Below are 14,130 nucleotides of genomic sequence, written 5' to 3' on the forward strand. Positions count from 1 at the left end.
TGTTACAAAATGTCCAGCAGTTCTTTCAAGGAAGTGATGCAGGACACATCTTCGGTTACATCAGCCATAGAAGGACACCCTTTCACCACCTGACACCCCAAAGACAAAGCCGGAAGAATATCGTTCTTCACCGAATCGCCTATCACGACCACCTCGTCCGGAGCAAATCCGGCACGGTCGATAGCTAACTTCCACAAAGCAGCATCCGGTTTGCGGATTCCTTCCAGTGTAGAATCGGTTATTGAAGAGAAATAAGATACGATACCCAAATCGGTTACTATCTTCTTCAAATTACCATAATAATTGGATACCAACAACAATGTATACCGTTTTGACAACGGTTCCAACACCTCTTTCGAAAGAATCACATAACGGGAAGAAAAATCAGTCACAAGACGTGCCGCACGCTCTGGCAGTTCTTCCCTGTTCTCTTGCGTATCCGGCAGAATCCCCCTTCTGATCAGATCATCAAATTGCAGACGGGTTTTGAAAGACTGTGTTTCAAGCAATGAATGTGAGGGTTTCACCAGTTGCAGGCGCTCCATCATCTGTTCGGCATACACATAAGAGTCTCTGAAATTCTCTCCCGTAAGCGATAAGTGCAACTCCTCGCCATAGAGCTTCAGATAAATCTTCATCCAATGCATAAACGGCGAATCGAGTGTACCGCCAAAATCAAAAGCCAGCGCTTTTACTTTTTCCGTATGTATCATTTTTTATTTCCTATTTTCATTAATGCAAGACCGATAACGATCCAGAACAACTCACGTACCCGTGTGATAAGTGCCGCATACACACCATAGGCTCCCGATAGGGAAAGTCCTCCCACTGCCAAAGCAAAACCACCTTCGCGCCCTCCCAACTGCATGGGAAGGAAAAACAGCAAATTGGCCAGCAAGGAAGAAAAAGCCACGATGAGGATACAGTTTACAAAACTGACATTTGTAGTCAGCACATTCAGAATGAGCCATACTTCCAGACAACTGACGATTCTCGCCGAATATTCCAAAAACAAAGCACTGTAAAAAGTACTCTTTTTCTGCTGATGAAGCAAAGCAATCTGTTTGTCTATATTTTCAAGTTTCTCCTTATGGGTTTCCGAGAAACGAATGACACGGTGCTTCAAAAAAGGGATGTGGCTTCCCATACGTACACATGCCACCGCCATGCCATGACGATATCCTTTCACAAACAGAGTGCCGAGAAACAGGCAGAGAGCGGTTATCAATCCCAAAACAATCCCCATCTCCCAACTTACCGGATAAACACAGACATAAATAAATACGGAACTGAGCCACAGCAGGAAATGCGAAAAGATATGCATCATCACGTAGAGAATGACCGACGAAGTAGCCCTTTCCATCCCTACAAACGGAGTCAGCTCCATGATCCGGTAAGGCTCTCCTCCCATCAGTCCCACCGGAGTGACATAATTGAGGGCAAATCCCGAAACCGTAAACTTATACAACTGCATAAAACCCAACGGAGAGGTTTTTCCTCCACTCCGGAGAATGATATACCACGAAAGGGTATTTATCAAGTAGATAAACAGCCAAAGTAATAAAACCAACGGAAGGTAAAAACCGGCACGCCTTAAATTATTCAGCAAATCATCGTACGACACATCGAACGTGAAAAGCATGATAACCACAGCCACCACTCCAAAGACCAGAAAGATATTTCGGAATTTGCTATTCATTATGACATCTGTATTTCTTTGTACAACTTATTACTCAACCGCTCGTGCTGCCAGATCATATAAATCAACAGTCCGTTCAGCACCGTGAGTTCAAAAACAAAATACAGCCACGGCTCATTGATGAGCAGACTGATGAAGAGAACGGTCACCCGGGTATTGAAAGAGAGAATGTTGGTGTATTTCATCAACGGCAGACTCTCCCGGCGGAATTCGTCACGGATCTCCTGTGGAGCCACTGCACCGTATCGTTGCTGCAACAAAGCGAAAAAACGTTGGAAAGCCGGAGTAAGACGCTCCTGAGAACGGGTATAATCGCAATAAAACCAAAGGAAGAGTTTCCGGATGAAATCTTTTTTCCAGGACAAAGAGTTGTAAATGGCTTTTTGCTGCACATAATTATCGAGTTCGCTACCCGATTTCCCTTTCAAAAAGAAAAGATGAATGTTCCGGTAATAATCGGCCATTGCTGCCTGCTTGCTATGACACAAGCCGGTCACGGCTGCCAGTATCCAGATCCAATAAGACCACTCCGGAGTCAAGCGCAAACAGATGGCTGCATAGATAGAGATAAACCAAAAATCACCGGACACACCGTCCAATATCCGTCCGATCTCGGACTTCTGTCCGGTCATACGTGCCAGTTGTCCGTCGGCACTGTCGTACATGTTGGCCCAAACCAACAGGCACATGCCTATCACATTCAGCAAAAGATCGTTGTAATAAAACAATATCCCTGCCGCAACTCCCAAAAAGATGGAAGCAATCGTTATCGCATTGGGAGTAACTCCCATTTTATGAAAAAGAAGCGCCCATCGGTAACCGACAGGACGGTAAAACAACAAATCGATCCACTCTTCGGTATCCGCCGATTTCAAAGTTGCTTCCAATCCGTTTTTACTTATTTCATTACTCATAAATCCGCATTTTTAGTTTTTTGCAGAACAGCCTGCCCGATGGCTATGGCCGCTTCTTTACGACAAGGGGCAAAACTCGGCCAATCGTTAAAATCGATAATACGAATGCTGCCGTCCGGAGATACGATACAATCACCGCCATATACATCGACTTGCAGCACTTTCGCCGCCTCATCACAAATATGACGCAACGCATCCTCTGAAAAGGAGATACCTTTCGGAGCACCATTAATAGCTTCTAAACCGAATTTGCTATGATGTCCTTCCAACGGATAGAACCAATAGAAAAATCCGGTACCGGAAACACCGTAAAACTTGATCAAATCACCTGCCAGATGCTTGTTTATCACGACACGCTCGATACCGCGCAACGCATATTCGGCCATCACTTCCCGCAACTCGCTACAAGTCCGTATATACGTCACATCTTCTTTATGGATGGCATGAAAATCGGCACGCTTCACCCAGCAGGGTTCGAATTCCGATTCGATAAGACTAACCGGAAGTTCCTCGTGAACATCCCAGATAAGGCTTTCGGGATGAGGAACCTGATGTTTTAATAATAAAGCAGTCATCTGCTCACGCGTGCAATTCTCAATGCCGAAAGCAGAATTGACAGCCACCACTCCTTTTCTTTCAACTTTTTGCAAGTTACGGACAGCAGCTTTGCTACGCATCATTGTGAAAACAAACTTCTCATTTAAAGGATTGGTCAGAAACTCCTGCTCGGTATATAGATTGACCCTATGGCCATTTTCTTCCAGATACTGGGCCACAGCAGAAAAGATAGCAGCATCGTTCCCGACATGATTGGGAGAGAAAAGGGAATATCGCTGTATTCCCGCAAAAGTATATGATTTCATTTAATAGTCTGTTCTTCTAAAAAGCGTTCGGCTTTTTCAACGTCTGTTGCATGATCGATGTCTATTACCTTTGAAAAAGGATAGGCCTGTACCTGCAGTCCAGCGTCCACTAAATACTGCTGAAAGCCACGCATACGAGATACTCCTTTCTCCATGGCAGCAGGCAACAGAGAAAGAGCCTTTTGATTCATACAATAAATTCCCCCGGAAATGTACCGGCAATCGGGATACGATTCACTGGCATACCCCACAATTTTCAGATTATCAGGATGGGTCTTGACATATAACGGGCGTTCGTCATCGATAAAGTCAGTTACTGCCATCAAGGCATCCTCTTTATCACTCTCCCGAAAAGCACGGATATAATCCGAAAACTCCGGTTCACGGAAAATCGGATCTACCGTAGTAAGACAAAATTTACCTTCTCCCTTCAAATAAGGCATCAGTTCATAAAAGCTATGAAATGAATCGGGAGTAGACTTCACCACAACGTGAAGCGGCACCGGCAAATGTTGCTGTTCCAGGAAATCACGGACCTCTGTCATTTCTTCATTAATAATAATGCAGACCGAGTCTGCATTATTATTAAGAAAAATGTGCAATAAGCGCCCCAACAAAGGTTCACCTCCTACCTTCACCAAAGGTTTAGGTACTTGGATTCCGTCTGAGACCAAACGTGAACCTTGTCCGGCTGCAATGAGTGCATATTTCATTCTATCAGTATCAATCGAGATAACTCGGTGCTTTTTCACCGATCATATTACGCAATGTTTCTTTTACCATTCTCCATTGTGTGAACAAGTCATGTACCGGCTGATGTTCAAAATCATGCATCGGGCTCTTGCAGAAGAATGACAACCAAGTCTGTATACCGCACATGCCCGCACGAAGAGCCAGGTCACTGAACAGAACCAAGTCGAGTGCAATAGGAGCAGCAAGGATAGAATCGCGACAAAGGAAATTTACTTTTATCTCCATCGGATAGCCCATCCATCCGAAGATGTCGATGTTATCCCACGCTTCCTTATTATCTTTGCGAGGAGGGTAATAATTGATACGTACTTTGTGGTATACGTCACCATACAAGTCAGGATATTTCTCCGGTTCGAAGATGTTATCGATCACAGATAATTTGCTGACTTCTTTTGTTTTAAAGTTTGCAGGATCATCCAGAACTTCACCGTCGCGATTACCTAAGATATTAGTAGAGAACCAACCGCTAACGCCTAACATACGAGTTTTGAACATCGGTGCCAACACCGTTTTCATCAATGTCTGACCGCTCTTGAAGTCTTTACCGGAAATAGGCACATTCATCTTCTTGGAGAATTCCCACATAGCCGGAGTATCTACACACAAGTTAGGAGCACCCATGATGAACGGAGCACCTTCTGCAATAGCAGCATACGCATAACACATACTTGGAGAAATGGCATCCGTGTTGTTTTCTTTCATTGCTTTTTCCAAGGCAGCCAATGACTGGTGTTCTTCCGACAGAGGAATATAGATCTCTGTACTTGCAGCCCACAACACTGAAATACGTTCGCAGTTGTTAGCAGCTTTAAAATCGCGGATATCTTGACGAAGTTGTTCTACCATTTCCCAACGGGTAGCAGCCTGCTTGATGTGAGTTCCGTTCAGACGTTTGGCCCAATTATGGTCGAAAGCGGCGGGCATCGGTTTGATAGCCTCCAATTCTTCTTTCACCCCATTCAGGTCTTTTTCTTTCAATACTTCAGCATACATAGCAGCTTCGTAAGCATTGTCAGGGAAAATGTCCCATCCACCGAATACAATGTCGTTCAAATCTGTTAAAGGTACGATGTCTTTAATGAGTTTTTCCTCATTATTTTCCATGCGCATTGCGGCCATCTGTGTAATAGAACCTATTGGTTTTGCCAATCCCTTGCGAGAAGCCAGTGTTCCTGTTATCATAGTGGTAGCAACTGCGCCACCAACACCTACAACCAAGACGCCAAGACGTCCTGATGCCGGTTTAATTTCTTGTTCCATTTCTGTTGTTTTAGATAAATTAAAATTGCCTACAAAGTTAGGCTCTCCTGCATACCTAAAGAAGTTCTAATAGTCGGATTAATTGTTCTATTTGGCATATTATCCCCTTAAAGAGTACTTATAACCTATGTAGTCCGAATTTACCAATCTCAGATATATCATTCTATATCAATTATTAAACAAACTCTGCCTGTTACCTTTTTTTTATAAATTAACACATCAATACATAAACAGATCGATACATACAGGTACGCTATCAAACAGAAAGTTTAACATGATGAAATGAAGGTTTAACGAAACACTTTTCACGAAATACTGTTGTACTAAGTATTAAACGAACCGAATATATAAACCTAAAACAACTTAATTATGGAATGGATTATAAATCAACTGAGGGTACATCCTGAGTTAGCCATTTTTCTAACACTTTTTGCAGGATTCTGGATAGGCCGGTTGAAAATAGGAAAGTTCTCACTCGGTACCGTAACAAGCGTCCTGCTGGTAGGCGTGTTGGTAGGACAATTAGATATTACAGTAGACGGCCCGATGAAAGCAGTATTCTTTCTGCTCTTTCTTTTCGCCGTGGGCTACAAAGTAGGACCGCAGTTCTTTCGCGGACTGAAAAAAGACGGTTTGCCCCAAGTGGGGTTTGCCGTACTGATGTGTATCGTCAGCCTTGTTTCCGCTTGGGCATTGGCAAAAATAATGGGTTACCACGTAGGGGAGGCAGCCGGACTGTTAGCCGGTTCACAAACGATTTCCGCCGTTATCGGAGTGGCCGAAGATACAATCAACGGACTCAGTATCAGCGATGCGCAAAAAGCCACTTTCATCAATGCAATTCCCGTGGCATATGCCGTAACCTATATTTTCGGTACAGCCGGCTCCGCTTGGATACTGGCATCACTCGGTCCGAAATTTTTAGGTGGGCTGGAAAAAGTAAAAGCCGACTGCCGGGAACTGGAAGCTCAAATGGGGAGCTCGGAAGCCGATGAACCGGGATTTGCCCCCGCCTTGCGACCCGTCGTATTCCGCGCCTACAAAATAACCAATAAATGGTTTGGAAAAGGAAAACGCGTTACCGATCTTGAAAGTTACCTGAATGAACAAGGGAAACGCCTTTTCGTAGAACGCATCCGCCAAAGAGGGGTCGTAAAAGAAGTAACGCCCAATCTTATCCTGAAAGAAAACGATGAAGTGGTACTCAGTGGCCGCCGTGAATTTGTGATTGGTGAAGAAGACTGGCTCGGACCGGAGGTAATAGATGCACAGCTACTCGACTTTCCTGCCGAAACACTCCCCGTAATGGTGACACGAAAAACTTTTGCCGGAGAAACCGTATCAGCCATCCGTTCGCAAAAATTCATGCATGGTGTCAGTATCCGCAGCATCAAGCGTGCAGGTATCCATGTTCCTGTACTGGCACAGACCGTGGTAGATTCCGGGGATATGCTCGAGCTGACCGGCATGAAGCATGAAGTGGAAACTGCTGCCAAACAGATGGGATACATCGATCGTCCTACCAATCAAACGGATATGATATTCGTTGGGCTCGGTATTCTCGTCGGTGGATTGGTCGGCGCGCTATCTATTCATTTGGGTGGTATCCCGATAAGTTTATCAACAAGTGGCGGCGCACTGATTGCCGGTCTCCTCTTCGGATGGCTACGCAGTAAACACCCGACTTTCGGCGGTATCCCCGAACCTTCCTTATGGGTACTGAACAACGTCGGATTGAACATGTTCATTGCCGTGGTGGGTATTGCCGCCGGTCCAAGTTTCGTCACCGGCTTTCAAGAAGTAGGTGCAAGCCTCTTCCTTGTCGGAGCAGCAGCTACTACCATCCCATTGATCAGTGGCCTGTTAATGGGAAGATACTTATTTAAATTTCACCCGGCACTGACCCTCGGGTGTACCGCAGGAGCAAGAACGACTACCGCCGCATTGGGAGCCATACAGGATGCTGTCGAAAGTGAAACCCCTGCTCTGGGGTATACGGTGACCTATGCAGTAGGTAATACGTTACTGATTATCTGGGGGGTATTTATCGTGCTGATGATGTAGGAGGGGGTGGCCTCTCCCCAACCCTCTCCGTGGGAGAGGGAGTAAAGTTAGATGTGAAATCAAATTATAAACCATACATCACACACGATCACCCAAGAGGCTGGAAAGTAAAGTCAGATGTGCAATCAAATTATAAACCATAGTATCTATCCTCCCTCTCCCACGGAGAGGGTTGGGGAGAGGCTAAATAAACCAAACTTAATTATGGAAAAGAAATCAAATACCACAGGCATCACTAAAAGTTTTGCCAAAAAGATGGAATCTATCAGTCCATTTGAATTAAAGAACCGCCTTATCGACATGGCAGACGAGAGCGTAAAAAAAATGGCTCATACCATGCTCAATGCCGGACGTGGTAATCCGAACTGGATAGCCACGGAACCCCGAGAAGCCTTTTTTCTTTTAGGAAAATTCGGACTTAGCGAATGTACACGTGTACAATCTTTACCCGAAGGCATTGCCGGAATCCCACAAAAAGAAGGCATTGCCGCGCGTTTTGAAGCATTTTTAAAAGACAACAGTAAAGAACCGGGAGTAAAATTATTAAAAGACAGTTATAACTATTTACTGATGGAACATGCTGCCGATCCGGATACGCTCGTTCATGAATGGGCGGAAGCCGTCATCGGTGACCAATATCCTGTGCCGGATCGTATCCTGCATTTCACCGAACTCCTCATACAGGATTATTTAGGCCAAGAATTATGCGACCGGCGTCCTCCAAAAGGCACATTCGATCTTTTCGCCACCGAAGGAGGTACAGCCGCCATGTGTTATATCTTTGATTCCTTACAGGAAAATTTCCTGCTGAACCAAGGAGACAACATCGCTTTGCTCGTACCCGTATTCACCCCTTACATAGAAATACCGCAGCTCCGCCGTTATCAGTTTAATGTCACAGAGATTTCTGCCGATAAAATGACAGCCGACGGACTCCATACCTGGCAATACCAGGACGAAGACATCGATAAGCTAAAAAATCCGGAGATTAAAGCGCTCTTTATCACCAATCCGAGCAATCCGCCCAGCTATGCATTAAGTGCGGAAACAACCGCGCGTATCGTCAATATCGTAAAAAATGATAATCCGAACTTGATGATCATTACGGATGATGTGTATGCCACATTCATACCACACTTCCGTTCACTTATGGCAGAGTTACCGCATAATACACTGTGCGTATATTCTTTCTCCAAATATTTCGGAGCAACCGGATGGAGACTTGCCGTCACTGCCCTCCATGAGGACAATATCTATGACAAGATGATTGCCCGCCTGCCCGAAGAGCAGAAAGCCATATTATCCAAGCGTTATTCCAGCCTCGATTTACATCCGGAAAAAATGAAATTCATCGACCGTATGGTAGCCGACAGCCGTCAGGTAGCGCTAAACCATACAGCAGGATTATCACTACCACAGCAAATGCAAATGAGCCTGTTCGCTTCTTTCTCCCTATTAGACAAAGGAGATTATTATAAAACAAAGATGCAGAATATCATCCGTCGCCGTCTGAATGCTTTGTGGGACAACACCGGTTTCTCATTGGTAGAAGACCCGTTACGCGCCGGTTATTACTCCGAAATAGATATGCTGGTATGGGCCCGAAAATTCTATGGCGATGAATTTGTTACATATTTGGAAAAGAGCTACAACCCATTAGACGTAGTATTCCGTCTCGCCAACGAAACATCACTCGTATTGTTAAATGGCGGTGGCTTTGCCGGTCCCAAGTGGAGCGTCCGCGTTTCTCTTGCCAACTTGAACGAAGCCGACTATGTAAAAATAGGCCAAGGCATCAAACGCATATTGGACGAATATGCAAAAGAATGGAAAGAGAAGTAGAGTTGGTGAGTAGTGATAAGTGATAAACGATACTACTCACTTATCACTAATTAAATATTATTCTAAACCGTGTCAGCCCATCGGCATAAGTGCGAAGCGAAAACGAACATCCGTGACGCATCAATACCTCACGGATAAACACCAGACCGATTCCCTGCCCGTTCGGTTTGGTTGAAAAGAAGGGACTGAAGAGTTTAGCTTCAGTCTCTTTTGTTATTCCTTCACCGTTGTCCACTATTTCAATGCTTGCCGGAGAAGAGGTACGTATTTGTATTTTTCCATCCTTTCCGATGCTCTCGGCTGCATTTTTGATGATATTTACCAATACTTGCTCAAACAAAGCAATATCCAAGTTGACATCTCCCAATTCCTCATCGATATCCAATGTAATAGCAATGTTCCGATCCGTACACATTCCTTCCATAAATCGTTTACAAGAAAATACCAGATCATTAAGATTGACAGGAGCCAAATTGGGTTCCGGGATTTTCACTACATCGGCAAAGCGGGTAATAAAACGACTCATGGAGAAACAACGCTCCGTACACACCTGCATGACCTCACAAATATCTTCCATCCCTTCCGATTCGGAAAGAGCCTGCCCCACCGTATCGAGCGTAGAGGTGATACCGGCCGTTGTATTGTTCACTTCATGTGCGATCATACGAATCACTTTCTCATAGGCTTTCTTCTCTGCTTTCATCACTTCATCCGTCAGGCTTTCGATAAGAAAGAACGGATGATGAAAACCCCGGTCTATAAATGACGAATGTGTACATTTATAAATATTCGAGTCATTCAATCGAACGGTCACGGTCTCTCCTTGGGCAATAGCAGCCAGTTCCGCAGCCAACGGAGAATCTATGGAAGAAAGTTTCTGCCCCTGCGCCTCTTCATAACGGACACCCAGCATTTTTACAGCCATCGGATTCAACTGAGACACATCATCATCAAGACTGGTAATGATTACCCCCATCGGAGAAGCGTTTATCAACAGGTCCAGAAAATGATTCTGTTCACGCAGACGGAGACGTTCGTTTTTCAACTGTTCCATCATCCGATTGAAGACATTTACCACCCGGTCGGCTTCATATTGCCCCACAAGGCTCAGCCGGCTACTAAAATCCTGTTCGCGCAGCAATTCCATACCACTACCAATGGTATCCAACGGCTTTATTATCTTTCTATAAAACAGAATAAGATAAATCAGCAGGAAAGCAATCAATATTTCCGATCCATATAATAAAGGCCGATAAATCCAGCCACCAAAGTAGAGTATCACTCCACCAAGAATGATCAGAAAGAAGGTAAGTATAAAAAAGTATCCTTTAAGACGCACGTGATTAGTGGGTTAGTGGCTAATAACTAATTCCATATTTTTCCAACCTCCGATAGAGCGCCGCACGGCTGATGCCCAATGCCATAGCTACCTGACTGAGATTTCCTTTATAACGTTCCAACGCCTGCAATATAGTCTGACGTTCAATTTCATCCAGCGTCATACCGGCAAACGCACTGCCCGCAGCAGCTTTCGGTTCATCTTGTCGAAGATATTGGGCATCAAAATCCGAGGCATCGAGTATCGGTTTGCCACTAACCAGAATCGTACGTTCCACTAAATTTTTCAGTTCACGGATATTTCCCGGAAAAGGCAAGCGGGTAAGAAACTGAAGTGCATCGGCAGAGAATTCTGTGCGGGGCAATCCGTTTACTTCGGCCTGACGATCGGCAAAATGGCGGGCCAATAAAGGAATATCTTCCCGTCTCTCACGCAAAGCCGGTAGCTTTACTGTGATCAGATTAATACGATAGAACAAATCTTCACGGAAAGTACGTTCGCTTACCATCTTACGTAGATCGGCATTCGTTGCAGAAACAACACGGATATCCGTTTTTCGGGGACGGCTATCTCCCAACACCTCAAATGTCTGATCTTGCAAGACACGAAGCAGTTTCACTTGGCACGACGGGTCCAGATCTCCAATTTCATCCAAGAAGATAGTACCCTTGTTTGCCATTTCAAAACGTCCGATACGGTCGGCACTCGCATCCGTAAAAGCTCCTTTCTTATGACCGAACATTTCACTCTCAAAAAGACTCTGGGATATACCGCCTAAGTTCACTTTTATAAATGGCTGCTTCGCACGCTGACTGTTGATATGAATCGCTTCGGCTATCAGTTCTTTACCCGTTCCGCTTTCTCCCGTGATAAGCACGGAAGCATTGGTACGGGCAATCCGGGCAATGGTATTCAAAACGTCCGTCAGTCCCTGACTCTTTCCTATAATATGACTGCGATTCAGCGCATCACTCTGTTCCTGCGGTATTTCGGCAGGCGTAGCAGACAATTCCAATGCCGTCTCTATCCGTTGCAGCAGAGCGGCATTATTCCAAGGCTTCGTTATAAAATCAAATGCCCCGGCTTGCATACCCTGCACAGCCAATTGAATACTTCCCCATGCCGTCATCAAGATAACAGGCACATCGGGACGGAATATTTTCACTTGCTTAAGCAACGTCAGACCTTCCTCTCCGGTAGTGGAAAGGGTAAAATTCATGTCCATCAGAATGAGATCCGGAGTTTCAGAACGAACAACATCCATCGCTTCACGGGGACCGGGAACTGCCAAAGCCGAATAACCGGCACGTTTCAGCATAAAACTGAGAGAAGAACGGACAGCACTGTCATCATCAATGATTAGTATCATATGTGTATGTGGTTTTATATGCGCAAAAATAAGAATAATTATTCAATATGCCAATATGCCAATGTGCCAATGTGCTGCGCTATATCAAAAGAATAGCATCCCGCATGGAAATTGGCACATTGGCATATTGATATATTGGCACATTATTTAATCACTTCTTCAAAATCAACTTCCAGTTTCGTCCCCCTTTCAAAATCCCACAATGTGAGGCTCCGAATCTGGTAGAAATAAGACCAATAATTATAAAGTTCCGATATATGCTTCTGACGCGCCTCATCTTTAGAGTTTTGCGCATCGTTTAGATCCAACGTATTGATTTTGCCGATCAGAAAGGTTTCGATACTCGTTTTATAACGTTGCTGGGCTATCAAGTCGGCTTCTTTGGCAATGCTCAATTGCTGTGCCTGATTATTGAAATGTTCCACGAGCAGAAAAATATCCTGATTGAAATTCATCTGTTCCTGACGGATTTTCGAAAGAACCACTTCCCGGTTACTCTTGGCAACACGCACTTTACCACGACGCTTTCCCCAATCAAGAAAAGGGATTTTCACTCCTACCTGTACAATCTGATTATCGAGCAAATGATTGTAAGCACCGGCAAACTCATTATCCAAGCCAGTATAACCGACGCTTGCAAAAAGATCGACACTCCGCAGGTTACCGCGTGCGGTAGCTACCGCATAATCTGCTTCCAGTTGCCGACGGCGAATATTCTGTGCAAAAGAATTCCGTTCCAATGCTTTATTTAGTACTACATCATATTTTATTTGCACATCCGGAACCGATTCGGGCAATACCGGTTCCAATTTCTCATTCTCGCCCATTCCGAGGAAGGCACGAAGCTGAAACATCTTGGCATTGAGATCACTCATAGCCTCCGTTACAGCAGCTTTCGCATTTAAAGCAGAAAGTTTCAGTTGCAATAGCTCATTTTCAGAAATCTGTCCCATCTCCCGCTTGGCTCCCGCCACCTTATAGAGATGTTCTGCATTCAACTGGTTCTGCCGGGCAGTAGCCAATACCTCTTTAGCCAGTAACAGCTGAAAAAAATAGGTAATGGTCTTTCGGGTCACATCTTCCGTAGCAGAAATAAAAGCCGCCTTTGCCTCTTCATAACGTACGGGTTCGATACGACGATCCCATTTCAATTTATTCACGCCAAAAATGGGTTGCGTCAGTTCCAAGCTGACCGGCACAGACATAAACTTTTCTTTCCCCTCCCCGCCGAACTGCTTAATGTAGTCTAATGACGTAGTAAGGGATAACTTTCCACCCGTGAACCAGATATTCTGATCGATAGACAAATCTCCGCTAAGCCCTAAATAGTTATTACGGACAAAGCCATACGTCCCGTCTGAATTTTGATAGGAGTTGTATGATTTGTTATAATTGGGCAATGTCCCCGTCAGATTGACTTCCGGCAAAAGATCAGCACGAAATGTACGGTATTCCCAATACGATGTTTTCAATTCATTCAAAGCCACAGCTGCATCAACAGACTGCGTACGAGCCAAAGCAATCGCTTCACCGAGTGTTATTTTCCGTTCGTCTTGTGCTTCAAGAATCAATGGACACACAAAAGCCGCTAAAACAAGCAGTATATTCTTCTTTCTCATAAAAGTATTATTTTCTGTGAGCAAAGAGTCCAAACGGTATGCCAAAAAGATAAATCACTTATTTTCGGCACATTAATTCATTCTTCGACTGTTCGAAAACGAACACTTTGTGCGCAAGCGAACGTCGTTTGCCGTTTATTCGCTGATATCAGGCAATCGGACTGTAAACCGGGTACCTTTCCCTTCTTCAGACGTGACACTGATCGTTCCGTGCAGGCGTTCTACGATCGTCTGGCAGATACTCAGTCCCAATCCGGCTCCCTGGGTAAAATTATCCACTTTATAGAAACGCTCAAAAATATGCCTTACTCCCTCTTTGGAAATCCCTTTACCGGTGTCCTCCACAAACAAGGAAGTGTATCCGTCTTCGTCCTCCGTATACCCGAAAGTAATTGAACCGCTCGTCGT

Annotated in this window: 12 protein-coding genes; 2 read left to right on the forward strand and 10 right to left on the reverse strand. The window is 44.7% G+C overall.

Features of this window, described 5'->3' with window-relative positions; translation table 11 throughout:
* Positions 1-2 precede the first annotated feature (2 nt).
* Genes QVP90_RS10655 through QVP90_RS10680 form a run of 6 tightly spaced genes read right to left on the reverse strand, consistent with a single transcriptional unit; the run spans position 3 to position 5,489 of the window.
* Positions 3-713, reverse strand: coding sequence for an HAD family hydrolase (locus QVP90_RS10655; RefSeq protein ID WP_021936403.1), 711 nt, complete (start codon positions 711-713; stop codon positions 3-5).
* On the reverse strand, positions 710-1,699 hold the full coding sequence (locus tag QVP90_RS10660) for a lysylphosphatidylglycerol synthase transmembrane domain-containing protein (protein WP_005930396.1): 990 nt from the start codon (positions 1,697-1,699) through the stop codon (positions 710-712). Before QVP90_RS10660 ends, QVP90_RS10655 begins: the two co-directional genes overlap by 4 nt.
* Entirely contained in the window at positions 1,699-2,613 is a 915-nt protein-coding gene (locus tag QVP90_RS10665) for a CDP-alcohol phosphatidyltransferase family protein (RefSeq protein WP_005930394.1), read from the reverse strand. The genes QVP90_RS10660 and QVP90_RS10665 overlap by 1 nt, the downstream gene beginning before the upstream one ends.
* The gene (locus QVP90_RS10670; RefSeq protein ID WP_021936404.1) at positions 2,610-3,476 is read right to left on the reverse strand and encodes a hypothetical protein; all 867 of its coding nucleotides are present in this window, start codon (positions 3,474-3,476) and stop codon (positions 2,610-2,612) included. The genes QVP90_RS10665 and QVP90_RS10670 overlap by 4 nt, the downstream gene beginning before the upstream one ends.
* The gene (locus tag QVP90_RS10675; protein ID WP_005930388.1) at positions 3,473-4,189 is read right to left on the reverse strand and encodes a nucleotidyltransferase family protein; all 717 of its coding nucleotides are present in this window, start codon (positions 4,187-4,189) and stop codon (positions 3,473-3,475) included. The genes QVP90_RS10670 and QVP90_RS10675 overlap by 4 nt, the downstream gene beginning before the upstream one ends.
* A gap of 10 nt (positions 4,190-4,199) precedes the next feature.
* Entirely contained in the window at positions 4,200-5,489 is a 1,290-nt protein-coding gene (locus QVP90_RS10680; RefSeq protein ID WP_005930386.1) for an inositol-3-phosphate synthase, read from the reverse strand.
* Positions 5,490-5,858: 369 nt separating this feature from the next.
* Between QVP90_RS10680 and aspT the strand changes: the two genes are divergently transcribed.
* Both aspT and aspD read left to right on the forward strand, forming a co-directional pair.
* Positions 5,859-7,553 (forward strand): aspartate-alanine antiporter, encoded by a 1,695-nt coding sequence (gene aspT / locus QVP90_RS10685; RefSeq protein ID WP_005930384.1) that lies wholly within the window; start codon positions 5,859-5,861, stop codon positions 7,551-7,553.
* 204 nt (positions 7,554-7,757) lie between these two features.
* Entirely contained in the window at positions 7,758-9,395 is a 1,638-nt protein-coding gene (gene aspD, locus QVP90_RS10690) for an aspartate 4-decarboxylase (RefSeq protein ID WP_005930382.1), read from the forward strand.
* Positions 9,396-9,441: 46 nt separating this feature from the next.
* Here aspD and QVP90_RS10695 read toward each other — a convergent pair whose 3' ends face one another.
* From QVP90_RS10695 to QVP90_RS10710, 4 genes are all read right to left on the reverse strand, one after another.
* Positions 9,442-10,734 (reverse strand): sensor histidine kinase, encoded by a 1,293-nt coding sequence (locus QVP90_RS10695; protein ID WP_005930380.1) that lies wholly within the window; start codon positions 10,732-10,734, stop codon positions 9,442-9,444.
* A gap of 19 nt (positions 10,735-10,753) precedes the next feature.
* Entirely contained in the window at positions 10,754-12,103 is a 1,350-nt protein-coding gene (locus QVP90_RS10700; RefSeq protein ID WP_007481739.1) for a sigma-54-dependent transcriptional regulator, read from the reverse strand.
* Positions 12,104-12,246: 143 nt separating this feature from the next.
* Positions 12,247-13,722, reverse strand: a complete 1,476-nt coding sequence (locus QVP90_RS10705) for a TolC family protein (RefSeq protein ID WP_021936405.1) — start codon at positions 13,720-13,722, stop codon at positions 12,247-12,249.
* 135 nt (positions 13,723-13,857) lie between these two features.
* The coding region (locus QVP90_RS10710; protein ID WP_288204286.1) for a sensor histidine kinase at positions 13,858-14,130 on the reverse strand (273 nt) is incomplete at its 5' end.

This window comes from Bacteroides sp. CAG:189 (assembly GCF_000432295.1).
Taxonomy (GTDB): domain Bacteria; phylum Bacteroidota; class Bacteroidia; order Bacteroidales; family Bacteroidaceae; genus Bacteroides; species Bacteroides salyersiae.